The organism is Mesorhizobium onobrychidis, from assembly GCF_024707545.1.
Taxonomy (GTDB): Bacteria; Pseudomonadota; Alphaproteobacteria; order Rhizobiales; family Rhizobiaceae; genus Mesorhizobium; species Mesorhizobium onobrychidis.
The window spans coordinates 6,911,818-6,937,920 of the sequence record NZ_CP062229.1 but is presented as its reverse complement, the minus strand read 5'-3'; the positions used below and the strand labels follow the sequence as shown (position 1 = coordinate 6,937,920).

Annotated in this window: 16 protein-coding genes and 10 pseudogenes; 8 read left to right on the top strand and 18 right to left on the bottom strand. The window is 59.2% G+C overall.

The annotated features are described in order from the left end of the window. Positions 1-442: 442 nt before the first annotated feature. On the bottom strand, positions 443-1,660 hold the full coding sequence (locus IHQ72_RS34275; RefSeq protein WP_258120203.1) for an arginine deiminase: 1,218 nt from the start codon (positions 1,658-1,660) through the stop codon (positions 443-445). Positions 1,661-1,836: 176 nt separating this feature from the next. Here IHQ72_RS34275 and IHQ72_RS34270 point away from each other — a divergent pair, with 176 nt between their 5' ends. Next, a complete protein-coding gene (locus tag IHQ72_RS34270) occupies positions 1,837-2,112 on the top strand; it encodes a hypothetical protein (RefSeq protein WP_258120202.1) in 276 nt (91 codons plus the stop codon). 324 nt (positions 2,113-2,436) lie between these two features. Here the strand turns inward: IHQ72_RS34270 and IHQ72_RS34265 are convergent. The 4 genes and pseudogenes from IHQ72_RS34265 to IHQ72_RS34250 form a co-directional block, all read right to left on the bottom strand. Then, positions 2,437-2,529: pseudogene (locus IHQ72_RS34265) on the bottom strand (universal stress protein); the annotation flags it as partial. Positions 2,530-3,234: 705 nt separating this feature from the next. Beyond that, positions 3,235-4,212, bottom strand: a complete 978-nt coding sequence (locus IHQ72_RS34260; protein WP_258124034.1) for an IS110 family RNA-guided transposase — start codon at positions 4,210-4,212, stop codon at positions 3,235-3,237. Between the two features lie 88 nt (positions 4,213-4,300). Beyond that, complete coding sequence (locus IHQ72_RS34255; protein WP_258124033.1) at positions 4,301-4,726, bottom strand: group II intron maturase-specific domain-containing protein; 426 nt, start codon at positions 4,724-4,726, stop codon at positions 4,301-4,303. Between the two features lie 53 nt (positions 4,727-4,779). Continuing rightward, positions 4,780-5,799, bottom strand: coding sequence for a reverse transcriptase N-terminal domain-containing protein (locus IHQ72_RS34250; RefSeq protein ID WP_258120201.1), 1,020 nt, complete (start codon positions 5,797-5,799; stop codon positions 4,780-4,782). A gap of 1,067 nt (positions 5,800-6,866) precedes the next feature. On the opposite strand from IHQ72_RS34250, the gene istA reads away from it, so the two are divergent. Both istA and istB read left to right on the top strand, forming a co-directional pair. Next, positions 6,867-8,129: an IS21 family transposase gene (gene istA / locus IHQ72_RS34245; protein ID WP_258120200.1), complete on the top strand. Its 1,263-nt coding sequence runs from the start codon at positions 6,867-6,869 to the stop codon at positions 8,127-8,129. Further along, a pseudogene (istB, locus tag IHQ72_RS34240) lies at positions 8,126-8,979 on the top strand (IS21-like element helper ATPase IstB). Before istA ends, istB begins: the two are co-directional and overlap by 4 nt. A 194-nt stretch (positions 8,980-9,173) precedes the next feature. On the opposite strand, the pseudogene IHQ72_RS34235 reads toward istB, so the two are convergent. Together IHQ72_RS34235 and IHQ72_RS34230 are read right to left on the bottom strand one after the other, a co-directional pair. Beyond that, positions 9,174-10,482, bottom strand: a pseudogene (locus IHQ72_RS34235) (ISNCY family transposase). Between the two features lie 82 nt (positions 10,483-10,564). After that, a pseudogene (locus IHQ72_RS34230) lies at positions 10,565-10,705 on the bottom strand (ATP-binding protein); the annotation flags it as partial. Positions 10,706-11,203: 498 nt separating this feature from the next. Here IHQ72_RS34230 and IHQ72_RS34225 point away from each other — a divergent pair. Continuing rightward, on the top strand, positions 11,204-13,309 hold the full coding sequence (locus IHQ72_RS34225) for a recombinase family protein (RefSeq protein ID WP_258120199.1): 2,106 nt from the start codon (positions 11,204-11,206) through the stop codon (positions 13,307-13,309). Beyond that, positions 13,305-13,424: pseudogene (locus tag IHQ72_RS34220) on the top strand (ATP-binding protein); the annotation flags it as partial. The gene IHQ72_RS34225 and the pseudogene IHQ72_RS34220, both read left to right, overlap by 5 nt. A gap of 63 nt (positions 13,425-13,487) precedes the next feature. Here the strand turns inward: IHQ72_RS34220 and IHQ72_RS34215 are convergent. Beyond that, positions 13,488-14,051 carry a CocE/NonD family hydrolase gene (locus IHQ72_RS34215; RefSeq protein ID WP_309508726.1) on the bottom strand — a complete coding sequence of 188 codons (564 nt, stop codon included), beginning with the start codon at positions 14,049-14,051 and terminating at the stop codon, positions 13,488-13,490. Between IHQ72_RS34215 and IHQ72_RS34210 the strand changes: the two are divergent. After that, positions 14,038-14,157, top strand: a pseudogene (locus IHQ72_RS34210) (transposase domain-containing protein); the annotation flags it as partial. The gene IHQ72_RS34215 and the pseudogene IHQ72_RS34210 overlap by 14 nt on opposite strands. A 41-nt stretch (positions 14,158-14,198) precedes the next feature. Beyond that, a pseudogene (locus tag IHQ72_RS34205) lies at positions 14,199-14,783 on the top strand (plasmid pRiA4b ORF-3 family protein). Positions 14,784-15,019: 236 nt separating this feature from the next. Here the strand turns inward: IHQ72_RS34205 and IHQ72_RS34200 are convergent. The 10 genes and pseudogenes from IHQ72_RS34200 to IHQ72_RS34160 all read right to left on the bottom strand — a co-directional run. Continuing rightward, a complete protein-coding gene (locus IHQ72_RS34200; protein WP_258120197.1) occupies positions 15,020-16,510 on the bottom strand; it encodes a M81 family metallopeptidase in 1,491 nt (496 codons plus the stop codon). A 565-nt stretch (positions 16,511-17,075) separates the two neighbouring features. After that, a pseudogene (locus IHQ72_RS37465) lies at positions 17,076-17,274 on the bottom strand (CapA family protein); the annotation flags it as partial. A 104-nt stretch (positions 17,275-17,378) separates the two neighbouring features. Continuing rightward, a complete protein-coding gene (locus IHQ72_RS34190) occupies positions 17,379-18,617 on the bottom strand; it encodes a serine hydrolase domain-containing protein (RefSeq protein WP_258120196.1) in 1,239 nt (412 codons plus the stop codon). A gap of 216 nt (positions 18,618-18,833) precedes the next feature. Then, on the bottom strand, positions 18,834-19,877 hold the full coding sequence (locus IHQ72_RS34185) for an ABC transporter ATP-binding protein (RefSeq protein WP_258124031.1): 1,044 nt from the start codon (positions 19,875-19,877) through the stop codon (positions 18,834-18,836). After that, entirely contained in the window at positions 19,874-20,881 is a 1,008-nt protein-coding gene (locus tag IHQ72_RS34180) for an ABC transporter ATP-binding protein (RefSeq protein ID WP_258120194.1), read from the bottom strand. Before IHQ72_RS34180 ends, IHQ72_RS34185 begins: the two co-directional genes overlap by 4 nt. A 1-nt stretch (position 20,882) precedes the next feature. Further along, positions 20,883-21,764: an ABC transporter permease gene (locus tag IHQ72_RS34175; protein ID WP_258120193.1), complete on the bottom strand. Its 882-nt coding sequence runs from the start codon at positions 21,762-21,764 to the stop codon at positions 20,883-20,885. 1 nt (position 21,765) lies between these two features. Next, the gene (locus IHQ72_RS34170) at positions 21,766-22,707 is read right to left on the bottom strand and encodes an ABC transporter permease (protein WP_258120191.1); all 942 of its coding nucleotides are present in this window, start codon (positions 22,705-22,707) and stop codon (positions 21,766-21,768) included. A 3-nt stretch (positions 22,708-22,710) separates the two neighbouring features. Further along, entirely contained in the window at positions 22,711-24,303 is a 1,593-nt protein-coding gene (locus IHQ72_RS34165) for an ABC transporter substrate-binding protein (protein WP_258120190.1), read from the bottom strand. A gap of 303 nt (positions 24,304-24,606) precedes the next feature. Next, complete coding sequence (locus tag IHQ72_RS37315; RefSeq protein WP_374120426.1) at positions 24,607-24,720, bottom strand: hypothetical protein; 114 nt, start codon at positions 24,718-24,720, stop codon at positions 24,607-24,609. A gap of 504 nt (positions 24,721-25,224) precedes the next feature. Beyond that, positions 25,225-25,719, bottom strand: a pseudogene (locus tag IHQ72_RS34160) (IS5 family transposase); the annotation flags it as partial. On the opposite strand from IHQ72_RS34160, the pseudogene IHQ72_RS34155 reads away from it, so the two are divergent. After that, a pseudogene (locus IHQ72_RS34155) lies at positions 25,711-25,998 on the top strand (transposase); the annotation flags it as partial. The pseudogenes IHQ72_RS34160 and IHQ72_RS34155 sit on opposite strands and share 9 nt — an antisense overlap. Positions 25,999-26,103: the final 105 nt, after the last annotated feature.

Sequence of the window (26,103 nt, the reverse complement as noted above, 5' to 3'; positions counted from 1 at the left end):
GGGGGAAGACTCCGATCGGGTTGGCGAGCACGTTGCAGGCATTCGGAAGAGATTTCTCAGGTCATCCCCGGGTGCCAATAATGAGGCGATGGCAAAAATCGGTTTCCGCAGAGCGCTCTGGGTGACGACTCTGCAGCTCAGTTGCCGGATACGTCTGTGGGACCCGCCCTCGCTCCCAATCTGAGCGTATGGGCGCGCGTCGAACCATCGTGCAAATCTGTCACTACGGCATCGCCGCCGATGGAACCATGTATGTGCACCGGCTCTGCTTCCGCGGACCAACATTGACGCCGGAGATGGAGAGAGCGGATAACTTGCTGTTGCTCGCTGGTCGATGGCGAAGATCCTCACACGGACGATCGCGAGTCGGCCTTCATGGCCAGCCGGGAACCAAGGTTTGGCTCGGTCATTAAGTATCGACATTGTGCAGCAGTCTTGTTGGTTAGATGGGATTGCGCACCAGTGGACAAGTCATGCAATGTCCGCCGCCACGGCCACGGCTGAGTTCTGAGCCGCCGATAGTCACTACCTTCACACCGGCGCGCCTCAGCAACGTATTCGTGTATGCGTTACGGTCGTAAGCAATCACAACACCCGGCTCGACGGCGAGCACATTATTGGCGCCATCCCATTGCTCCCGCTCTGCCGCGAAGCTATCACCCCCAGTCTCGATAGTACGAAGAGCCTTCAGCCCCAACGCCTCGGCCACTACCGATAAGAAGGGTCTTGTCTCCTTGGTGACGTCGAGCGCGCGCTCAGGATTGCTCGGTCTCAGGGAAAACGTTTGCAATCGCTCAACGACCTGCGGGTATGTTGTTACGAGGTCACGGTCGCAGAACGTGAAGACTGTGTCGAGATGCATGAAGCTGCGATTCCGCGGCATCGCGGCTGCGATAACGTGCGTCACCTCTTCCGTCCTGAACAAGCGGCGTGCAAGGGCCTCGACTGCCTGCGGTGTGGTTCGTTCGCCCATTCCAATCAACACGACCCCACCGCCAATTGGCATTACATCGCCGCCTTCAAGACTCGGGGGGAGGCCCGCTCCATCAAGCGACAGGTTCGCAAAGTTGGCATCCCGAAACCGCGGATGGAAACGATAGACGGCCTCGACATTCGCAGCTTCCGGCTGTCGCGCCGGCCAATACATTGTGTTTATCGAGACGCCGCTATAGATCCAAGAGGAACTGTCTCGTGTGAAAAGCTGGTTGGGCAATGGAGGCAGGACGAAATCCTCCGGCATCAGTGTTTGCCCTGTCAGACTGCGCACCTGGAACGGGATTTCCTCGGCCAGAATCCCACCAACCAGGTAGGTGGCGAGCTGATCAGGCCGCATCTCTTCAAGCCAGCCCCACAAGTCATCCACTATATCTTGCCCCACCGAGGGGACATTAACACGGCGGTGGAGGAGCCAGCGACGCGCTTCCGCTGACGCCATCGTTTCCGAAAGCAGTTCGTCGAATGAGTGAACTATCACACCAAGGTCGCGCAGCGCCTCCACGAAGATGTCATGCTCTTCTCCGGCGCGTTTCACCCAAGGCACATCGTCAAAAAGGAGGCTCTTGCAGTTCTGCGGAGTGAGGCGGTGGAGGCCAAGGCTTGGCCGGTGCACCAGAACTTCTCTCAATGGGGCGACCTCGGAATGAACACCTAAGCTCGTCATAGGAATTACCTCAGAGCGAGGAAACGGAGCAGGTCCACTCTCGTAGACCGCAAATCGTTCGCGCCGGATGGGCAGTCATGGCGGCTTCGCCGCTCGCTGCGCTCGCGCGACGCCCAGCGCTAGAAAGAGACACCGCGTAGGATGAAGACAGCGCACGTAAGAACGTAGGAGAATGCATGACCTCCGGCGTCGCGCACGAGCCGCAGGATGAAAATGCCCCGCCGCCGGATTTTGCGGTCGCCAGCAAATATTCGCTGGACGTCGGTTCAGCGAGGCTGCCAAGCAACATTTGCGGTATGGACATCGAACGGCCCCCTTGCTGGTTAATCGTCACCTTCCCTTCGCAAAAGTCACGCCAAAGTAAAAAGCCCTGTTGTTTCCATGCCTTGTGTTTAAGCGGCGATTCTGGCTGTTCCGCCGCCGACAAAATCTGGTCAGGGTTGCAACAATAGGGACACCCATTTGGTTGGGAAAGGCGCCGCTTCTGACAAATCGGGCAACTCCGGCCGGCGTCGATTTAGTGCCGGTCAACACTGGCGAAAGGCACTTCGCGTTCGTCAACATCCGCGAACGCAATTGGATTGGATTGCAAACAACCCTCATTGCAACATTGCAACGTTGTGTCTCAGTTTAAAAAGCCGAGACACATCCGAAAATTGGTACCGACTTGGAGCGAGTCAGAGGCGATGCTCCATTGTCGCTGGCCCCGATGGTGACGGTGTTGGGACCATTCCTTTGAGATTACCGCGATCAGCCAGATCGCCTCGGCGGAGCGCCTATGCGCCGAATATCCGATCACGCAGTCGGCGGTGGACCTGAGCGCCTATGACAATCATGTCGGCAGACGTGTCGATTGCGTGCTGCGCGACTGATATGGACATCGTCGTTGCGTTCCCCGGCCAGCCTGCGCCATCAGCTCGTCTCGATTTGCTCGGGAGTCTCAGGCAAAATGCCGCAGCAAGTTGAACTATCCCGAGATGGATGTAGTAGTCATTCCTGCGAACCTGGTACAAGCGCCGCTTCCAGTACAGTACATGCTCAGCTTCAAGTCATTCCCCGGTGCCGCCGTGACATTAACAAAGTGATTCATATGATCCGAAAACGGCAGCCGAGATACGCCTTCAATCGGAACCCCGCAGTCGCGAACCGAACGACGGGTATCCACGTCGTCCGCTGGCCCATGAAGGAGTGCCGCTAGTTCTACACACGTTAACGTTGAGAGACTGATTAGTCACCACCAAGCTTCGTGACGGAACTGCGGCCTGCGCCGAGACCCACGCAAGAGATGTGTGCGTCAAGTTCTTGTGTGGATGCCAGCCGTTTTGCAAGGAGAACCTGAAGCATTGGACATGTGATCGAGTGCGGTCATGTGTCAGGCCTTGATTTGCGGCCGTTCCATATGCCGCGGGCCGGTATGGTGATGCGCGGATCAGGTCCAAATCAGCAAAGCGAGCTTGCGTGGGCTCTCAACTTGACTCTGGTTTTCCTGACCCCGATCTGATCGATCATTTGCCCATGCAGTTCATGCCTTCCTCACATCCCCGACGTGCCGGTCTCAGGTGGGTTGTTGCAAATCACGCAGGCACCGTCGCCGGATCTCGGTAGTCCTCCTGTTTCGTCAGCATGGCCCAGATGCCACGCGCCATCTTGTTGGCCAGCGCGATTGCCACCAGCATGCGCGGTTTCTTCAAGATCAAGCGGTCAAGCCAGGAACCGTCGGGCGCGCGCCTCCGAGATGCCCATCGAACCACGGCCATGGCGCCGATGATGAGCAACCGCCGAATATCGCGCTGGCCCATCATCGATACCTTCCCTAGTCGTTGCTTGCCGCCGCTCGACTTCTGCCGAGGGACCAGCCCGAGCCAGGCGGCGAAATCGCGACCGCACGTGAAGGCCTCCATCGGCGGCGCAAAGGTTTCAATGGCAAGGGCAGCGATAGGGCCAACACCGGGCATGGTTTGCAAGCGCCGAGATGTTGCAGCCTGCTTGGACAGCGTGTCGATCGTCTTCTTCAATGCCGCGAGCCGGCTGCTCAACTGTTCGATCTGGTCAAGGAGAGCGCTGCAGATGTCGCGGACCAGATCCGGCAGGTCTGCGTTCTCGTCCTCGACGATCTCTGCCAGACGTGGCAGGTGGCCGATGCCTTGCGGAGCAACATAACCGAACTCATAGAGGTGCGTGCGCAGCGCATTCACCAATTCGGTTCTCTGATTCACGAACTGCTCTCTGGTGCGAAACACGATAGCCCGGGACTGCTGCTCCTTGGTCTTCGGTTCGACAAAGCGCATTGTCGGTCGTTGCGCTGCTTCGACGATCGCCTCCGCATCGGCGACGTCGTTCTTCTGCCGCTTGACGAACGGTTTGACATAGGCCGGGGCAATCAGTCTTGGCTCATGGCCAAGCCGAGCCATCTGACGGGCCCAGTAGTGGGAGCTGCCGCACGCTTCCATCGCCACGACACATGCCGGTTGACTCGCCATGAACTTGCAAAACTGCAGGCGCGACAGCTTCTTGCGGAACACAACCGATCCATCAGCTGCCGCCCCGTGCAGCTGGTCGGGTAGCGGCGGCGCATTGCTGCGCCGCCGCCCCCTAAGAACCGGACATGCGGATCACCCCGCATCCGGCTCAAGCCATTCTTCAGCACCATGGTGTGGCACCGAACAACTGGCCGGAGCGTTTCGCAATTCGACGGCGGGCGAAGTAAGTGCACCATACCGGATCAAATGGATTAGCCAGTCCCCGGATCTTGACATGCCTCGTAATCGGGATCGTCATTGCGCGGAAGAGCCGGCACCCGCTGGTACTGGCATCTGCCGGGCCCTTCGTAGCGAAGTCCCAGGACCGGTGTCCATCGACCCGGAAGTACCTGTTCCTCACCCACCGTGCTCCTTTCATGGGATGGCGTCGACTTGCCCATTTCCAGAGCATTTGCCAGATGTGCGAGTCTATCGATGAGAAGCTCGCTTTCGCGACGACGTGGCGGTGATACATAGCCCATCCCCGGATGACAGGGTTCAGGTTCTGTATCAATACCTCCTGCGTGACGCCCGCGTTGCCCTTGATGATTTCCCTGACCTTGTCGAGGAGTGCTTTAACACTCTTCCTTGCCGGCTTGATCAGTAGCTTGCCGTCGTACTTGCGTACGTTCTGGCCAAGGAAATCGAAACCCTCCGCGATGTTCGTGATCCGGGTCTTCTCCTCTGAGAGTTCCAGACCTCGAATGGCCAGGAACTGCCTGACCGCCGGAAGGACTTGAATTCGAGCACATCTTTCGATTCGCCGGTCACCACAAAGTCATCGGCATAGCGGATGACGTTGAGCTGGGCCTTGCTGCGCGCGAGTTTCGACGATCCCACGCTTGCGTAGACTGCCGCCTCCAGCCCATCCAACGCCATGTTCGCGATCACCGGCGAGATAATCCCCCCTTGCGGGGTGCCCGCCGACGTCTCAAACAGAGTTCCCTCATCGATATATCCGGCTTGAAGCCACTTTTGCAGGACCTCCTTGTCCATCGTGACATGCTCCAGAAGCCAGGGGTGACTGAAGTTGTCGAAACAGCCTCTGATGTCACCTTCCAGAATCCACTCTTGCGTGGCACGCTTGGCCAGAGTGATGAAGCACTGCTCGATGGCGTCGGCAGTCGAGCGTTCGGGCCGGAATCCATAGGAATTCGGGTCCGCCAGTGTCTCTGCCACCGGGTCCAGAGCGAGCTTCCATAACGCCTGCATCGCCCGGCACCGCATACAGGGAATTCCCAGCGGACGCTTCTTGCCGTTACTCTTGGGAATGTAAACACGTCGCAACGGCATCGCGCGATAACCGCGATGTCGAAGTGACATCATCCCGTTCCATCTGGCCGCCGGGGATGACCATATCTTACCGTCCACCCCCGGCGTTCTCTTACCGCGATTCTCCGTCACCCGTTTCACGGCCAACATCTTGCCGCTATGCGAGCGGGTCAGCAGACGTTGCAATGCTTGCACCTTGCTCCATCGGCCTTCCCGGGTTGCCTTGGCGATACGCACCTGAAGTCGTTTCACCTCTGCCTCAATGCGCGACCAGTTCGCCTGGTCCCACATCTGCGCAGTGCGCGAGGATGCACCAGCCTCGGTCGCTTTCGCGCCGATCGCCGTCATCTGCTTTCCCTCGTATAATGATTGGTCAAAGTTCTCTCGCCATGAATGACCGCGCGGAAGTCTGCCCGCTTTCGCGTCAGGCGATGTTTCAGCCCGTATCCCGTCCATTACAGTCGGGCGTTCGCTTTTTCCGCATTCCTGTACCCACAGCGCCAACAGCGTTCCTTATGGTCCGCCTGCCGTTGCCGGCAGCACTATGGGCTTACCCTGTTCCGCATAAGTCTCCGAGCGGGGCGGACCCCTTCCTCTTCGCCGGCGGCTGGTCGTCCATGGTGGCCCAGTTTTCAAAGACCACTCCACACCGCGTACCGTTTTGGTTCAAGCCTTTCAGCACGTTTGGCTTGTCAAAGATCACGACGTTTATCGGAAGTTCACATACGTTGGTCGTATCCGCTCATCCCTTGCTCCTCTCCGCCTTCGTGCTGGCAGATTCCGCCTTGCCTCGCGGCTCGGCGTACCGGATACCCGGCGGCTACTTTGTCCCCAGAGCTTCACACCGAGCTGTTACCGGCTCCGCATGTCCGGGTAGGGAACGGCTGATGGAACAGCCGGTTTCTTCAGGCTATATCCCTCCTGTGAAACAGAAACTTACGCGACTTGCAGGTCGCACAAAGACGTTCTTTGCCAGATCGACCCCAATGATGGTAACCTTTTCCATGGATGCCTGCCTCTCCTTTGCGTGGCGCTAACGCCACAAACTTGGCACATTGCGATGCCGTCGGAGAAGGCTGGCATCCACCCCATCAGCAAAAATGGCGTGGCATTCAGCGGTGACGTTGGCGTGTCCGCCGCGCAGCCCCCGTGCTGGCGGAGCGGCGGACGTTGCGGCCTCTTAGACTAGTGCCCGTCCATAATCGCTGTTTTTGCGAGTGTTCAAGGTCGTTTGGCCGCTCGATCCATGCTGCTTTTGCGGCTGTCATCGGGCGATGAATATTCCCTGATTGTGGGCATCGAAAATTCCCTAGTTGGCGCTGCTGCCGCCAGTTCCGGGACGCGTCCCGGAACTGGCGGCTTTCGCTCCGGCGTCGATAGTCCGTCCCGATTTGATCGGAATCGGAGCGGTGCTGGTGGTCCAACTTGGAGAACTTCTGATGATATTGGATCTACACCGTCAGGGCCTGTCCGTGACCGCGATTGCCCGGCGAACGGGCCGCGATCCCAAGACGGTCCGCAAATACATCGAGCGCGGGCTCGAACTTCCCGCCTATGGCCCGCGACAGGCGGGGCGGCCAAACAAGATCGTTCCCTTTGTCGACTATCTGCGCGAACGGGTCTCGGCCTTTCCCGATCTGAGCGCCGTGCGCCTGACGCGCGAGATTCGTGAGCGCGGCTATGACGGCGCCTACACCGCCGTGAAGCGCTTCGTGGCCGCAATCCGACCGCAGGAGCAGGTGCGTCCCTTCGAGGTGCGGTTCGAGACCCCGGCCGGATATCAAGCACAGGTCGACTTCGCGCGCTTCATCACCGAGTTCACCGACGCGCCGGGCGTGATGCGCATTGTCTGGCTGTTCTCGCTTGTGCTTGGCCACTCGCGTTACATCTTCGCCCGCTACGTCATGCACCAGGACCTGCAGACGCTGCTGCGCTGTCATATGCAGGCATTCGACGCCATTGGAGGAGTGCCGATCGAGATCCTCTACGACAGGATGAAGACGGCGGTTACCGGCGAAGATAACGAAGGCCACATCATCTATAATCGCTCGCTGCTGGCGCTGGCCAAGCACTTTGGCTTCCAGCCCAGAGCCTGCCGGCCGTATCGTGCCAAAACCAAGGGCAAAGTCGAGCGACCATTCCGCTATATCCGCGAGGACTTCTTCCTGGCCCGCAGCTTCCGCAATCTCGACGACCTGAACGAGCAATTACAAGATTGGCTCGACACCGTCGCCAACGCTCGCCTGCACGGCACCACGCAACGCATCGTCAGTGAAGCCTTCGCGGCGGAGCAGCCGGAACTTCAACCTCTCCCGGCAGTTCCCTTCGACGCGCTTCTCAAGCTGGAGCGTCGCGTCAGCCATGATGGTCTCGTCTCGATCGGCGGCAACTACTATAGCGTTCCCGATCGCACCCGGCGACTTGTCGAGGTTCACCAGCTTGCCGACTGCATCCGCATCCTGGACGAAGGCCGGCTGGTCGCCAGCCATCCTGTGCTCGAGGGGCGCCGCCAATATCGGATCGATCCTGCTCATCGTCAGGGGGCAGTTCGCCACGCGGCGAGGAAGAGCGCCCCGGATATCATCGTCGGCCGCCTCGGCGACCATGTCGCCCGGCGCTCGCTCGACTTCTATCAGGCCGTCGCCGAGCGACTGGCCGACGCGGGGAGCCGGTCATGACCATGCACGCATCCACGATCGACAGCATCAGGAAGAGCCTGGTCGGGCTGCGCATGCCGCGGGCGCTCGAAGCGCTTGACGCGACCCTGCGGCGCATCGAGCAGGGCGAGATCGACGGCATCCAGGCCTTCGACGAACTTCTGGTGGAAGAACTAACCCTGCGCGAAAGTCGGCGCATCAAGGCTGCTCTGATGATGGCGCGCCTGACCACCATCAAGACGCTCGCCGGCTTCGACTTCGCTTTCCAGCCATCGCTCGATAAAAACCGCATCATGGCGCTGGCCGAACTGAAGTTCATCGAGCGGGCGGAGGTAGTCCATCTTCTCGGCCCGCCCGGCACCGGCAAGAGCCATCTGGCAACCGCGCTCGCCGTCGAAGCCGTCAAGGCCGCAAAGAGCGTCTACTTCTCCACGCTCGCCGACATTATCGCCTCGCTGGCCAAGGCCGAGCGCGAGGGGCAGTTGCGCGAGCGTATCCGCTATCTATGCCGCGCCTCGTTGCTCGTCGTCGACGAAATCGGCTATCTCCCGGTCGTGCCCGGCGGCGGCAATCTCTTCTTCCAGCTCGTCAATGCCCGTTACGAGAAGGGTGCCATGATACTCACCTCCAATCGCGGCTTTGCAGAATGGGGCGAAGTTTTTGGTGATCCTGTGTCGCAACAGCATTGCTCGACAGACTTCTTCACCATGCTGTCGTCGTGCAGATCGAAGGATCGAGCTACCGATTGCGCCAGCACGCTGATCTTGTTCCCGAGCATGTTCGCTCCAAAGCGCTCATCAATCCGCCGCCACCGCCGAAAAAGCGTGGCCGCCCAGCAGGACTGAAATCGACCGATCAAGACGCCGGCTGATCACCGAAACCTTCACCCGCCAGATAGGGAAAATTGGATGCCCACTTTTGCGGAAACTTCGGTGCCCATTGACAGCGGCGCGTGATGGCGCGAGACATTGAGTTGCGACCGAGAGTGTTTGCAACGGTCATGCGGGCACAAGGTATCGGCCGGCGCTTGCCGGCATGCCATTGAGGGCGACCCGATGAGGGGGGTCAGTTGGGTATGAGGCGGGCGAAGAGGGCGAGGTTGTAAGCGACCACCGAGGACCAGACGTAAGCCTTGAAGTGTGTGAGCCCGCGCCAGGTGCAGTAGGCCAGACCGTAGGCGCGTGTCAGGCAGGAGATGTCGGCCTCGATGCCGGCGCGGAAGTTGCTCAGCTTGCGGTAGACCCAGCGGCTCCTGACCATGTCTTCGATTTTGAGACCCGCTTTCTTGTGGAAGGCCATGTCGCGCACGCCCCAGGCCTTGGCCTGGCTCAGATTGGCGCGGCTGGCAAAGCCGCCATCGGCGGCCGCCTGCCGCGGTGCTTGGCCATAAAAGGCGATGTGGGCGCTCCAGCATGGGCAGCAGACGCTCGCTGTCGGCCGGGTTGCCTGCCTCGATGACAAGATCGAGGATCAGGCCGCTTCTGCCGGTGGTCAGATTGAGCTTATGGCCGTAATCGACATCGCGACGGCCCTTGAAGATGATGTCGGCATGCGGCTCGAAGAGGCTTACCAGCTTCTCATTGGCGGGCACCGCCTCGCCGCCCATGACCCGCCGCTCGGTCTGGGCGATGATCTGCTCGATCAGCGGCTGGTAGTGGCAGACGGTGGCCTGCCAGAGTTCGACGGCTGGGCCCGCGGCCAGAGGCAACTGCTGTGCCGCCTGCTGAAGATCGCTCAAGGTGGTGCGCGTGATCCTGAGCAGTTCGCGATAGGGCTTGACCCGTTGGAGACGGCTGCGGGCATACTCGATCGTCCGGGCCCGCTTCTTCGCCGCGCGGCAGTGATCATGCCATGGGGTGGCGCTGCCCAAGGCGTCGGCCGCGTGGAGCAGCCGCACCATCACCCGCACGGCGTCCCATAACAGGCTGTTGTCGCTCGGCGCGTGGATGAATGCTGCGGTGACGGTGCTGTCGACACGCACAACCTTGCCGTTTTCCAACCTGTCCCGCCGGGCGCTCGTCAACAGCCTCCGACTGATCTTTTCCCAGGTTTCTGCCCCGATCGCGCTGATCGTCTTGTGCAAGACCGACTTCTTCGGGCTCCATCCCCACAGCAGCCGGGCAAAGGCTCGGAACGATGCGGAATCTTCCAGATGAAACGCCAGCCCTGATAACTTAACTGGCGGTATTGGTTGAGCAGCGCAGCGCAGCACCGCCTCCGCCGGCAGGCCCTGCCGGCCGGTCTCCTTGAGACCGCGCCGACGCAGATCCTCGGCCACCTGGCTCAGCACATCACAATGCGCGTCCAGCCAGTGCGATATCGCTTGCAGTTCGCGGCCGATCTCGTGCTCGGCGAACAGATCGAATATACTTATATGAGGAAGATCAAGGCGGAACGGATGTGTTGTCAAGCGAAGTGAGGATTTGACCCCTTGGGCGAAACGAAGAACTGATCCCTCATTGTTTTGCGGTTTCGTTGGTCTCGAGCGTCGTTCCGGCCTTCTGCAATAGGCCGGAACGACGCTTTTCGCGAAGCCGGTAGCTGTCACCGCGGATGGTGATCACTGTCGAATGATGAAGCAGGCGATCAAGGATCGCGGTTGCCCCTGTTGTTGATCGGTTGGTGTCTCATGTCACGGTAGTTGACCGTCGACATGCGCTCTGTGGACAACGGTTTGAGGTGGCATCACTTCGGTCGGGGCGCGGACCTGCCTTTATTGTCATCCGCCTTCCGGATGGACGGTCACGCAATATCCGCCGGTCAGTGACGGATTTGTCGCCTGCTAGCGATGATGATCATGAACATCGTAGCGCGGCGAGAAAGTTAATATCCGTTCGGAATTTGCTTCCTTTAGTGTATTATGCGCGAATCACCTTTAGTAACTCAATAGAGAGTTGCGATGGTTGCTCATGCTTTGGCGCATCGGATTGCGGTGTCTCTACCGGAGACCAGTGTTCCACTGGTACGGATCAAGCCAGATATGCCCAGCCTTTGGAACAATCTCCCACCGGTATCTCAGCACCAAGTCACGCAGATGCTCGCGACTCTGATCCGCCGGATGCCGCCGAACGCGCCAGCGGCGAGGGAGCGGTTTGATGTTGGCTATTCCGAGCAGTTCTGACGAGCGGCTCACGGCCGTCCGGCGTTCAAAGTTCGCTTACGTGTATGTGCGCCAATCCTCGATAAACCAGGTGCGCCACCATCAGGAAAGCACCGAACTTCAGTACAGCTTGGTGGACCGCGCCGTCAGATTGGGCTGGCCGCCGGATCGTGTCGTCGTCATCGATGAGGATCTTGGAAAATCGGGAAACGGCCAAGTCGAGCGTGGCGGCTTCCAACGGCTCATCGCCGAGATCGGGCTCGGCAACGCGGGTCTGGTGGTCAGCCTCGATGCATCTCGATTGGCGCGCAACAACCGGGATTGGCATCAACTCCTCGAGTTGTGTTCATTGTTCGGCGTTGTCATCGCCGATGGTGAACGTCTTTACGATCCCTGCGCTTATCACGACCGGCTGCTGTTAGGGCTCTCGGGGATCATGAGCGAAGCGGAGTTGCACCAGATCCGCATCCGCCTGCATCAAGGGGAGCGGCAGAAGGCGGCGCGGGGCGAGCTTCGCATACCGCTGCCAGGCGGCTTGGCCTACAACCGCTCCGGCCAGATCGTGTTCAACCCTGATGAAGAGGTTCAGGCTCGGCTGCGTCTGATCTTCGACAAATTTAGAGAGCTTCAGACCGCGCGACGCGTTATGCGTTACCTGCGCACACACGACCTATGCGTACCGGTGCGGCCGCTTCGCGGGCCGGCGCCCCATGAGCTGTTGTGGCGAGACGCCACCATCGCCCACGTCCATCATATTTTGCACAACCCGGCCTATGCCGGCGCATATGTCTATGGCCGGCGCCAAATCAATGCGGTCCGCCAAGGTCCGGGTTCGCACCGCGCAACCTCGAAGGTGGCCATTGACGACTGGGAGGTTTGCATCAAAGACGCACACCCTGGTTATATTAACTGGGAGGAGTTCATGGCCAATCAGCGACGCCTCGCCGACAACACCAATCGATACGAGGCCGGCCACCGCGGCGCGGCGCGCAAGGGCATTGCTTTGCTGCAGGGCTTGGCGGTTTGCGGCCAATGCGGACGGCGCATGACCGTGCGCTACAGCGGCCCCGACAGTGCATGCCCCGTTTACTGCTGCTTGGCGGACCGCAATCAGACCGGCAGCTCTCTCTGTCAGGAGGTTCGGGCGCCCGCAGTAGATGAACTGGTCGCCCGGATCCTCCTGAAGTCGTTGGAACCTGACCAAATCGCCATCGCCATCGCTGCGCTCGACGAGATTGCGGAGGAAACACGAAGCCTCGAGAAACAATGGGCGCTACGGCGGGAACGCTCGCGGTATGACGCCGAGCGGGCTCGGCGACAATACGACGCCGTGGAACCGGAAAATCGTCTCGTCGCCAGAACCCTGGAAAAGGCATGGGAAGACAAGCTGCGCTTGGTCGATGGGATCGAGCAGGAATATCGTCGGTGGAGAGACCGAGAGCCCTTGGTGTTACAGGCACAGGATCACGCGGCGCTTCAGGAACTCGCCGAGAATTTGCCGGCTATCTGGCACTCAGAAACCACCCAGCCAGAAGACCGCAAACGTATCTTGCGCTTCATCGTGCAGGAGGTCATTCTCGACCAGAAGAAGATACGCGGCCAGGTCATCATCAGGATTCTCTGGCAGACCGGCGCAACCAGCGAACATCAAATCCAACGCCGCGTTCAATCTTACGATCGAGACTATGGCGAACTCGAGCTTGTGCGTGAGCGGATCACGGAACTCAATTCTGCGGGCGCTATGGACAGGCAAATCGCCAAAATATTGAATGACGAGGGCGTCCGCTCGGCGCGAGGCAAGCTGTTCAGCTATGAGAACATCTGGCTCTTACGCCACCGTTTGGGAATCCCCACAGCCAAGATCAACGGCGTCGCAGCCAATCCGCCGCGCTGGCCTGATGGAACCTACTCTGTACAGGGCGCAGCCACCGCGATCGGCGTGACGGCTCAAACCATCTTCGACTACCTCGCCCAGGGCCTTGTCCACGGTCGGCAAAGCACGAAAGGCCAGCCTTGGCAGATCAGCCTTTCCAGCGACCAGATCGATCAACTTCAACGCCGACTGCAACGGACCAGGCGATTAAGGAAAGGTGCATCATGAAGCATTCGCGAATCCGACTTATGCCGACGCCATCCTGGATCGCCTCGTTCACAACGCTCATCGCATCGATCTGACGGGCGAAAGCCTGCGGCGAAAGCAGCCGCAAAAAGCTTGACACCTGACGCATACGAAATGACAACAATCAACGCCAGCAGAGCCCTAGCCCCAGGGGGCGAGATCATATTGGAATCCGGGGGGCGCAATCATATCGGAACAAAGGGGCGGCTTCGTCGGAATCGGCAACCCCCTTTAGCTTCGAGAGAAGCCGGAATATGACGTTGGAATAACCATCGTTCCAAGCACCAGTCGCGAAGACCGCGCAATCAATCGCACCGTAATCTTCGCAGACCGAGCCTTGCTTCCAGAAATCACCTCCGCGCTGATGAGTAAGCCAATCAAAGAACGTCGGACGCGCGTTTTCCAGCTGGTCCATCCAAATCGCGCGCCAGCGCTCCTGGCCGACGATCTCCGGATCGGGTGATTGCGCCATTTGCACGGAACAGCACGCACCCCAAACCACTGTCTCGTTGAGAAGGCATCCGCCCATGTACTTCCCATCATCAGCATAGCGATCGTCAGTCGAGCAGTGCGTGATGATCGCCTTCAGGCCCTTGGGCCGGCGCGCCGCGACTTGCAAGGCGCTGAACCCACCCCACGAGATGCCGATCATGCCCACACTGCCGCTGCACCAGGCCTGTCGCGTGATCCATTCGATGGCCTCGACAGCGTCGTCTTGCGTCACGGCCAAGATGAACGACGCCGATCCTCAAGCCTGGCTCGCCGATGTGCTGAGCCGTGTTGCCGGCTATCCGGCGCATCGGATCGATGAGCTTCTGCCCTGGAACTGAAAAAGAACATTCCGGACGGCGCACATGCTGGCGGCATAAAGATGCCGGCCTCTCTGGTCCGCCTGAAGGTTACCCTCGACCATGTCGAACCGACGGTTATGCGGCGCGTTGTGGTGCCGTTCCGCATCAAGCTCAACCGGCTTCATGAGGTGCTGCAGGCGGCGATGGGCTGGACCAATGCCACCTCTACGAATTCTGCATCCGTGACGTCGGCTTTGGTCTGCCTGATCAGGATTGGGGAGATGGTCCGCTCGACGCGCGCAAGATCTCGCTTCTGGCAGCTATCGAAGATACCGGCGCGAAATCATTCAAGTACCTTTACGACTTCGGCGACGGCTGGACGCACAGTATCAAGATCGAGCGCACCTACCCCGTTATCGGCCTTGCAGACCCAATGCTCATCGAGGCAACCGGACGTTGCCCTCCCGAGGACATCGGCGGTCCGTGGGGGCTATCAGGAGTTCCGCGAGGCTCTCGCCTATCCGACCCACGAGCGGCACGCCGAGCTCGTCGAATGGTGGGGCAGCGGAGATTACGATCCAGAAAAGCCCAACTTCGCCGAACTCAACAAAGCCGTCGAGGACCTGATCGTAAAGTGGGCCCGTAAATCACGCCGAAAAAATTGAGGTCCTGGGCTGCGGCCTTTGCCAGATGCTTACGCAACAGATACAGCGCGACCGACACGCCGATGATGCCGGCCCCAAGACGATGACGTCTGCCCCATGCTTTGCTTGCGCTATTATCGTCTATGTCGCCCGCTGTGGAATTGATGATTTCCAAGACTCTATATAACTCCGATCGAACGTTGCAGCCGAAACGACTGATAGGCTCGCAAGAAGGAATCTCGTTTCCATCTTGTCCTCTAGAGCTTCATGTCGCGATCGAGTGGGAAGATCGGTCGCGGGACATTGGCATATGCCATCCGGGAGAAATCCATGGTGCAAAGGGCGCCGCTATCGCAAACGATCACCTTGCCCGAAATTGGCTCGAAAGCCGTGCGGAAATGTTGCATAGATTTCAAGCCGACCACACGATGGCGAACTGGGTCGATACCGAAGGCACGGAACTGTTGCAGATCACGGATCTGGGACGGCTCCGTGACCACCAATACAGTGACGCCTTCAATCTGCACCACGGCGGTGGGGCCGAAGTTTAACTCCAGACCGCCTAGTTGCTCCCCGTCGCCTATTAACTTGCCATCGCTGACATACAGCACCTTTCCGTCGGCCTCTATTGGGCCGCCCCCGAAGCGGGCGTCTGTCTTGCCTCCTAGCGTGAGCGCAACGGTCTCGCCGATAGTGGCGTTGTGGAGCTGAAGTGCTGTCTTCGGGTCAACGATCGGTCCGAAACACGCGCCGTCAACGCCGGCGTCCAATAGCGCCTTGAGCAGGGTTGTCGCGTCCCCATAAGCACCGGCTCCTGGATTGTCAGCATAATCCGCGATAACTAGCGGCCGGTCGCCTCGATATTCCCGAGCAATTTCGGCTGCCTCTTCTGCCGTATGGAAGGTATTCAGCACATTGAAGCGATTATCCCAGATTTTATTTGCAATGCTTTCAGCGAAAGCTTGGTGTGGCGTGCGATCCCCGTTGTATGTCACAAGCACGGTCGGCCCTACCTCGAAGATGTCGGCGTGGGGGAAACCGCCATTGATGCTCACGGCTAGAGCGCCCGGCGTTTTCTCATGGATCCGTGCCTCATTGATCCAATCGACCATTGGTCCAACGTCGGTGCGCCCACCGTTTGCCTCTTCTAGCATTGGGAGTCGTACGAGAAGCGTCTTAGGACGGATTTCACCGGTCATGGTTCGCTGCAGTAATTCGCCTGCATGGCGTGCGGTCTCGCGCACGTCAACGTGCGGGAAGGTCTTGTAAGACACCAATATATCGGCGTTTTCGCACATCTTAGACGTAACGTTGGCGTGTGGATCGAGTGTGACGACTATGGGAAGGTACTCACCGACTACGGCGCGCAGTCGCTCCAGTAGTTCGCCGTCGCCGTCTTGCGAGAAGTCTGTAACCATGGCGCCATGCAAGCCAAGCAATATCCCATTGATCTCGCTTTTCAGTTCCTTAGCCGCCTCGACAATAGCACCGCCGATGCGGTGGAAGGCACCGCTAGTCACCGGCCCGGCTGGCTCAGCTTGGGCACTGACGATGTGCTGCACGATCCACTGATGTTTGCGGCCGATGTCGAGGAAACCGGCAATCTCCGTATTGGCTTCGCCACGTGCGCGAACGGCATCGTCACCAAAATGAACGCCGTCCACACAAAACGCCTGATAGTCGGTCGGTCGCAGGCTGAATGTATTAGTTTCATGGTAAAATTCTGCGGTTAAGACATGAAAGGTCATTGAATCCTCCTTTGTGATGATGGGTTTTACCTTGCAACGCTGAGCTAACCTGAATGCTAGTTTAACGGATCCAGGGCTCTAGTCCCGGCAGCGGCATTCGATATGAAAATGAATTCCGGAACACGCTCTTCGTGGCGCGCTTGATCAACCACTGAACGTGTTAGTGGCGGAGGGCGCCAGGGTACCATCGCACCCATTCGGGATCAGCATAGGCTCGAATCTCTTACGGGGAGTTGCAGCCGACAAGTTGCCCAAGATGCGCGCGATTTCGGATTCGGCAGCTTGTTAGATTGACCGAAATAGCAGACCAATCGCAGCGGCCCGTGCGGCGACTAATCTCATGAAGCAAATAAACATAGATCCAAGTACATCCTCCGATAATTTTGCTTACCCACAGCGGGCCCGAACTCACGATTGCCTTTTCATAGGTTGCAACCACTCCGCTCATTGGCTCCGTTTTCGTAACTCATATGCGCCGCCGAATCCGCAGGTGATTGCTTGCACACAGTCCCGCATTTTCTGCCCTGCGATCTCCCCTAATTTCTCCGCAGCCGTGCGAACAGCGCCACGTGACATCAGCGTCCTGAAGGATCTTGACGATGTCGTCGAAGCCGGGATGTTCGTATCTGGTGAGCGGTCGCGATGTGATGAGGTCGCCGACTGCTACCAATCGTGAAGCCGTCCGCAACGTTTGTTTCAATCGAGCCCACCGTATCGTATCCATCCACGCGATGGGCTGGACGAGAATTATTGTCGCCTGACATTTGTTCCTCAAATGCTTGAATACGAAGAAAACCGTCCTTGGCTCAGCCGAACCTCAGAGAAATAGCACGGCTGCGCCATTCCCCGGAGGCATGTGCACGCGCAGCTACCCGCGCAGCATTCGCCCTAGAGCTAACATTTGCGGGGTCGTGATTATGTCGCCGACCTGGGAGTTCGCGAAAGGATGCGACGCGAAGCGGACGACCACCATTTCCGCCTCCGGCGCGATATAGAGGCGCTGACCGTGGATGCCCCGGGCTTCGACTGCGCCCAGCTCATCGTGCGTCACCCACCACTGGCTGCGATACGAGTAGCCGCCGGAAAGCTTAGCCGGGTGGTCGCCGTTTTGCACGTCGTGCACTACGAATGCGGGAATGACCTGCTTACCATTCCACGCACCTTCGCATCGTATCAACTCGCCAAAGCGCGCGAGGTCGCGCAGGCTCGCGCTCAGACCAGCGCCGGCTAGTGGCGTGCCGACGGGATCGATAGTGAGGTAGCCGTCCTCCTCGCAGCCGAGCGGCGCCCACAGGCGCTCTTGCAGCAGTTCGGCAAACGAGCGGCCAGTCACGCGCGTCATCACCCAGGTCATTACGTCGGTGTTGACGGTCTTATAATCGAAAGTTTCGCCGTGGGTGCCTTCCTTGCGCACCGTTTGCAGATAATCGCACAAGGTCTTTGGCCCGTCGTAGCCGACCGGCCGCGGCCGCCAGCCGCAAGCGCGCATATACGCCCTGACGCCGGAGCGTTCGTCCTCGTACACCTCCGTGTAGGCCAGACCTGTCTGCATATCCATTACCTGGCGCAGCGTGGCGTCTTCCCACCCCGTGCCCTGAAGCTCGGGCAGGTAATACGCGACCGTCTTGGTGTCATTGAGTACGTCTTCGTGCACGAAAGCGGCCGCGACCGTGCCTGCGTACGACTTCGTGACTGAGTGGCACGCATGCGGCAGGTGCGGCTCGAGGGCGCCGAAGTAACGCTCGTAAACTAGGCGTCCGCGATGCAATACTACGATGCCATCGGTGTAGTTGTCGATGAGCGCTTCATCGAAGCGGAGGGTGCGTCCGTTGGTATCTGTGAACGTCAATGCGTCGATCTCGCCAGTCTTCTCGTGGCGCTCAAAATGCGAAGGCGCGCCAGGCTTTCGCCACACGTTCACTGTAGGCATGAGCTCACGCATGTGCGACAGCGACCAGCGCATCTGCGGGAATTGGAGAACGGTATCACTCTCGATCGTGATGCGCTTTTCTACGGGCGGCGGCGCGTCACGCATCCAGCCAAGATCCCGAGGATCGGACGCGCGGCCATCAAGATAGCGATGTCCATCGAATTCAAGCATTCCCATTTAAAGACTTCCTTTCATCAAACTATTGTCGCGCCAAACCTCCGGCACGGGAACATTCTTGCTTAGGCGCCTTAGCGGTCGGGAATGTTGCGATGTCCCCTTTCGAATTTGATCGGCGTCTCGTGGCCATACTGCCGTCCGCATTGATGCGGCTGGCCAGTTATGTCGGCCAGCGGAAATGGCTCGGCAATGAGCGTACTAAGCTGGCCTCCATTCCTATCTCCCGGTAATTGCTGAGATTGGCATAGCCAAGTTGGCCGCCGCAGCCGGCTCGGCCGCAACGTCCGTGGCTGGAGCGCGCACGTGACAGGCCACGACGCGCCCATCTGCCATCGGCACCAAAGGTGGCACGTCGATGCGGCAACGCTCGACCGCGAGCGGACAGCGTGGATGGAAGGCGCACCCACTCGGCGGATTGATGGGGCTTGGCACCTCGCCCTCAACGGGCGCCTCCAGCCGAACCCGCGTCGGATCGGGCACCGGAGCTGCCGCAATCAGCGCCTCGGTATAGGGGTGGACCGGCTTGGCGAAGAACGCCTCGGATGGGGCGAGTTCCACGATCCGCCCCAGATACATGACGGCGACGCGATGCGCGATATGCTCCACGACGCCGAGGTCATGCGAGATGAAGACGAACGCGAGGCCGATCTGCTGCTGGAGATCCAGAAGCAGGTTCAAGATCTGTGCCTGCACGGACACGTCAAGGGCTGAGACCGCTTCGTCGGCGATGATGAGCGAGGGTTGGAGGGCCAGCGCCCGCGCGATCCCGAGCCGCTGGCGCTGGCCGCCCGACAACTCGGACGGCAGCCTGTGCATCATCTCGGGCGACATTCCGACCTGTCGGAGAAGGTCCGCGGCGAGTGCCTGGCGCTGCTTCCGGCTGAGACGCTCGAAATTCTCGACGGGTTCGGTGATGATTTGCCCAGCGGTGAGGCGCGGGTTCAGCGACGAGTAAGGATCCTGAAACACCATCTGCATCCGACGGCGCCAGGCGTGAAGCGCGTCCTTCTTGAGGCCCGCAATATCGGTACCGTCGATTAGCACGCGCCCGCCCGTCGGCTCGACGAGCCGCATCAAGAGCCGCGCCACGGTGGACTTGCCGCAGCCGGATTCACCGACGATGCACAGCGTCTCGCCCGCCTCGACCGAAAAGGACACATCCTCCACCGCCCGGATCACCGGAATGCCTTTCTTGAAGATTCCCGAGCCAAGCGGATAGTGCTTGGTCAGATTCTCGACTTTCAGCAGAGGACCGTTCATGCGCCCATCACCTCTTCCGCGCGCCAGCAAGCCGCGGCGTGGCTCGGCCCGACATCACGCAGGGCAGGCGTCTTGTCGCGGCAAATGTCGACAGCGAACGGGCAGCGAGGCGCAAAGCTGCAGCCCACAATGTGCTCGCGCAGGCTTGGGACAATGCCGGGAATTTCTGGAAGGCGGCGCTGTCGGCCGCGCCGCCGGTCAGGCACCGATCGCATGAGCCCTTGAGTGTAGGGATGCGCCGGTCGCGCGAACAAATCCATGACGTTCGCTTGTTCTACGATCCGGCCAGCATACATCACGATCACGCGCTGGCATGTCTCGGCCACAACGCCCAGATCATGCGTGATGAACATCACGGCCGTTCCCGTGCGCTCCTTCAGATCGACGATCAGCCGCAGGATCTGCGCCTGGATGGTGACGTCGAGCGCTGTCGTCGGCTCGTCGGCGATCAACAGTTCCGGCGAGCAAGCAAGGGCCATGGCGATCATGGCGCGCTGGCGCATGCCACCCGACATTTCATGCGGATAGTTGTCGACGCGACGCTCAGGGTCCGCGATGCGGACGAGACGCAGCATCTCTTCTGCCTTTGCCATAGCCACCGAGCGGGACGCTTTCGTGTGGATTTGCACCGCCTCTGCAATCTGGCGGCCGACCGTATAGACCGGGTTCAGGCTGGTCATCGGCTCCTGGAAGATCATGGCGATCTGATCGCCGCGGACCTTTCGCATCTCGCGATCGGACAGCTCAAGCAGGTCGCGTCCGTGAAAGCGGATCTCGCCGCCGACGGTCCTGGCGGTCAGCTTCGGCAGCAGGCGAAGAATGGAGAGAGCGGTGACGCTCTTCCCGCATCCCGATTCGCCGACGATGCCAAGCGTTTCGCCTTTCTTGACCTGGAAGCTGATGCCGCTGAGCGCACGGGTGACGCTGTCTTCGCCGTAAAAGTGCGTCTCGAGATTTCGAACGTCGAGAAGCACATCATTGCCTGCGGTTTGATGCATCTGCATGTTAGCGCCTCTGCTTGGCGCGGGGATCAAACATGTCGCGCAGGCCATCGCCAAGCAGGTTGACGGCAAGGACTGTGACGGCAAGGCAGATACCGGGGGCGAAGATCGTCAATGGGGCGATGGCGAGATACAGGCGCGAACTGGCGATCATGTTGCCCCAGCTCGGAATCTCCGGCGGCACGCCCACGCCGAGGAAGCTCAGCCCCGCCTCCGTCATGATCGCGCTGGCGCAGACTGTAGCGCCCTGGACCATGAGCGCCGGAACGGTGCTCGGGAGGATATGTCGCCACAGCACCCTCGGCAGGCGCGCCCCGCCGCAGAGTGCGGCCTCAACATAGGGACGCCCGCGAACACCCAGAACCACCGAACGAACCAGCCGCGCGACGGCTGGCGTCTCGGGGATCGCGATCGCGACGATAAGGATGCCGATTCCCGGTCCTGTCAGAGAAATGAGCGCAATCGCCAACAGAATCGTCGGGATCGACATCAGGCCGTCCATGACCCGCATGACGACGTTGTCGAAGCTGCGGCTGTAGCCGGCGATGACACCGATCAGAAGCCCGGCAAGAGCCGTGCACGCCGCCGACATCAATCCGACCAAGAGGGAAATGCGGGCACCGAAGATCGTTCGCGCAAACACATCCCGGCCCAGATTGTCGCTCCCAAACCACATTTCGGCGGAAGGCGGCTGGAGGCGCTTGAATGGATCCAGGTTCACTGGATCGCCGGCGTAAAGCGGGGCGGCCAGCGCCAGAACGATGAGGAGCGCCAACAGGCCGCCGCCCGCCAGGACCAGCGGATGACGCCTTGTTAGACGGGGAATGTCAGATATTCGCAGCCGGCCCATCGGCACAGCTTCAACTGGTGCGGACAAAATCGTCATATCAGTATCGTATGCGGGGATCGATCAGCGTATAGGCGAGATCGACCGCGAGATTGATAAGGACATACAGACCCGAAGTCAGGATGAGCACGCTCTGGATGATGGGATAGTCACGGTTGTTGATCGCATCGACGACCAAACGACCGATACCGGGTATGTTGAACACCGTTTCCGTAAGCACAACTCCGCCGATCAGATAAGCGAAGCTTATGCCGATGACGGTCAGGATCGGGACGCCGGCATTCTTCAAGGCATGGTGGAAAAGCATGGCATAGGACGAAGCGCCTTTGGCGGCGGCCGTTCGCATATAGTCTTCCGACAGAACCTCGAGCATGCTCGCCCGCGTAACCCGGGCGATGAATGCAATGAAGCCAAGACTTAACGCCACGGTGGGCAGGACCAGATGCTCGAACCATGGCCCGAGGCCACGCTCGATCTCCACGTATCCCTGAACCGGCAGCCAGTGTGTCTTGATGGCGAAGAAGTATATGAGGAAATAGCCGATGACAAAGACCGGGACAGAATAACCAAACGCTGAAAAGGCGGTGAGGAGCCGGTCGACGAGACCGCCAGTTCGCCACGCGGCAAAGATGCCGAAGGAGACCCCGACCGTTACCGAAAGGATCATTGTCAGGATCGACAGGGAAAGGGTCGGTTCAAGCCGCTGCGAGATGAGCTCGAGGACCGGTCGTCCGGCAAAGATCGAGGTGCCGAAATCGCCGCCGAGCATGTCGCGCACCCAACGCATGAACTGAACCGGCATGGGATCGTTCAGTCCCAGCTGCTCGCGGATGCCGGCGATCATCTCCTCCGTGGCCGACCTGCCGGCGATCATCGCCGCAGGGTCCCCCGGCGCCAGCCTGAGCAGCAAGAAAACGAAGATCCCGACCAACGCCATAACGGCGATGGTCGAAACAATTCTGCGAAGGATGTAACCAGCCATCGCTCAAGCTTTTTCCATGTTCCACATGGGAACGATATCAGGCATGCCGATGAGGCCGGTGAGCGTCTTTCGGCGTGCGATTGGCGCCGTAAATTGGCCCAGGAGAACCTCGGGCACATAATCCCAAGCAATTCCCTGCATTTTGCGGGCCAGAGCCTTGCGCTCATCCACCGTTTCAACATCGGCCCATTTGGCACGAAGGGCCTCGTACTCATCATTCTGTGGCCAACCGTACCATGCTTTCTCGCCATTCAGCGCGAGATGGGATGTAGTCATAGGCTCACCACGGGCGAAGTCGGTGTCGCTTGTTATAAAGATACTCCAGCCCCCATTTTCGATGGCGTTCTTGTTTGATCGGCGTGCAACAAGCCCGCTCCAGTCGCTCGGGGCAAGCTCGGAGTCAATCCCGATCTTGCGTAGAGCGTCTGCTAGAAGTTGCGAAGTGTTGCTGGCGTCTGACCAGTCCGTCGGCTGAAGAATAACGACTTTTTCGCCTGCATATCCTGCTTCCTTGAAGAGTTGCTTCGCCTTTTCCGGGTCGCCTCCCTTTTTGAACCATCCGGTATTTTCATCGTTAGATACGGGATTGCCACTGCCAAAAAATGACGTGACAGTATTCGTGTACTTCTGGTTGGAGGAAAGGATTTGCAAAAAGGCTTTTTGATCGACTAAGTGAAGCATTGCTTGGCGCGCCTTCAAATTGTCGAACGGCTTTTGCAAGCAATTAATGCGCAGGAAAAAGTCCTGACCGTGCTTGTAGAGAACCTGGAGCTCAAGGTTTGGATCGCTCTCAATGGCTGGGAAAAGATCCGCAGGCGGCGTGAGATAAAAAACAATCTCACCCGCCTGAAGGGCCGCGATAGCAGTTTGTGCATCGCCAATATTCTCCCAAATCACGCGGTCGACCTTGACGACTTTCCCACCGGCCAATCCGTCAACTGGTTCCTGGCGTGGTAAATATTTATCATTGCGGTCGTAAGTTAAACTAGCGCCAGGCCTCGCCGCAGCTTGATTAAATTTGAACGGTCCCGATCCGATGTTGGTTGTCACTGCTTCCGTTGCCGGCTTATCCGCATCCTTCTCCCGCATGACGTAGAGCAGATTCGCCAGGAGATTGGGAAGTAGCCCCAGAGGTTCCTTGAGCGCGATCGTGAAAGTTTTATCGTCCTTCTTCGAGATGTCGCTGGCCCGCTCCATGATCAACTGCCCGCCGGGATCCACTTGGCCCCAGCGACGAATTGAGGCCACACAATCCGCCGCGGTAACGGAGTTGCCATCGTGCCATCCTAGGCCATCGCGGAGCTCAAAAGTGTAAGTCTTCTTGTCATCCGAAGCGCCCCACTTTCCCACCATCTGCGGCTGCGGCATAAATTTCGAATCAAGCGCGAACAGCGTGTCGTAAATCGCCGCAGCGTGGTCGGTGGTGGTTTGAGAAACCGTAATAACGGGATCGAATATACTCGGTATGCCGCTCATCGACATACGGACCGTCCGCGCCTCGGTCGCTGCCGTTTGCGCCCGCAGGACGGAAGGGATCGAAAAAGCCGCTCCGGCGGCGATACCCGTCTTTAAGAGATTGCGTCGAGAAATCGCCATCTTTCAGTTCCCCCTTTTTTGGTTTTGGCGCGAAACGATCCGCGCCTATCTGCTTGATGGAGCATTTTTCTGCAATCAACTCCGTTGATCCCTGCTCGCCAACGCAAGATCATCAGCTTGGCGGTTGGCTACCAGCCGGAAGTGCGGAATTGACTCTAGCGATCGCCGGGCTCTCCGCGTATCGCCGGCGCCTCCGAACCGTCGCGCCCCTTACAAATGCCGCCTTCCTTTCCCAAGCTCGGCCATGAGCGCCCAGATGGGCACCCTTCCCAATCGGATGGCCGTGCGAACGATGCGTTCCGGTCATGGCGTCATCGTCCCGAAAGGCGAGACATACCCCCCCCCCACGATAGCGGCTTCTTGACCGACGCTCACGTGGAGGTAACCAGGGATTTTGCCCCTTTTGTACTGGCGCATAGCCTCTTCTTCGAATGGACGGATGCGAAGCATCCGCCGATAACCCTCTAATCTCTCATCACAGTTCAACTGCATGATCCAAACGTTGCTTCAATATCCAAGTAAAAGAACGCAGCTTGAGGGGCCATTGCCCCTTACTGTTCTGAGAATGCTAGCGACGCGGGAGCAACAAAACAACCGAACAAAAAATTATGTGCCGCAGGACTAAATGTTATAAGGCGATGGCGGCACTGTAGGCCCCAGCTGTTATCTCATTGCGCCCGACTGGTGTTGCCCTAACGTATTCGACAGCCGACGCCGGCGGGATCGGATTTAGGTCTGCGACCTGTGTGATCAACCAATTGCGAAAGATCTGGACGTCCTCTCGCTCCATCGCAGTATCCGGAATCAGCAAATGATGTTTTCGGCCAGTGAGATAGCTTTCATTTAGAGGCCTTACCTGGCCTTACCTGGCCTTACCAGGGTGCCTTCATTGAGGTAATCGCTTAGAGTCCGTTTTGAAATTCACGGATGAGCGTTTCGGCGGATGAGATTGCCGCCCATTGCGACAAGGATCATGGCTTGCGAGACGTCGGTGCGCTGCTCGTAGTCGCGCACGAGGCGGCGCCATCTTGTCATCCAGCCGAAGGTCCGCTCGATGACCCCGGCGGGGCAGGATGTGGAAGCCCTTCTGGTCGTCGGATCGACGGATGATCTCGACCACGAAGTCGAGATAGGTGGCTTTGCCCATGAGCTTCAGCCGGTCATAGGCGCCGTCGGCGAACAGATGCTTCACCAGGGCCAGCGCTTGCGGATACCATCCAGGATCGCCTGAGCGCCGGCACTGTCGGAGATATCGGCGGTGGTGAGGTTGACCATCAACAGCCGCCCGTCCGTATCGACGGCAATGTGTCGCTTGCGGCCGACAATCTTCTTGCCAGCGTCGTAACCCATTGTTTCAGCTTGCGGAGCCTTGACCGACTGGCTGTCGATCACGCCAGCCGTGGGACTGGCCTCGCGCCGACACCCTGGCAGAGTGGCTCGGTCGATCACGACCAGGGGGTATCGAAAGCCGGCAATCCAAGGCTGCGAACGACGCTGATCCAGACAGCCTAGCTGTGGCTGCGCCATCAACCGCGATCGGCGCTCACCTTGTGGTTCCGGGACCGGGTCAAACACAACGGCGGCCGCCTGAAGAAGGCGACGATTGTTGCGCTCGCCCGCAAGCTGCTCGTAGCGCTGTGGAAATACGTCAGCGCCGGCGTCGTCATCGAGGGCGCGGTCATGAAGAGCGCCTGATGCCACTCCTCCATAGAATCTGAACTCAGCACTTCTTCCAGGGCCTGATCAAGTCCTGGTGGATCCAGGTGGGACGAGCCGAGAATATGCATGGCTGAAATGGCC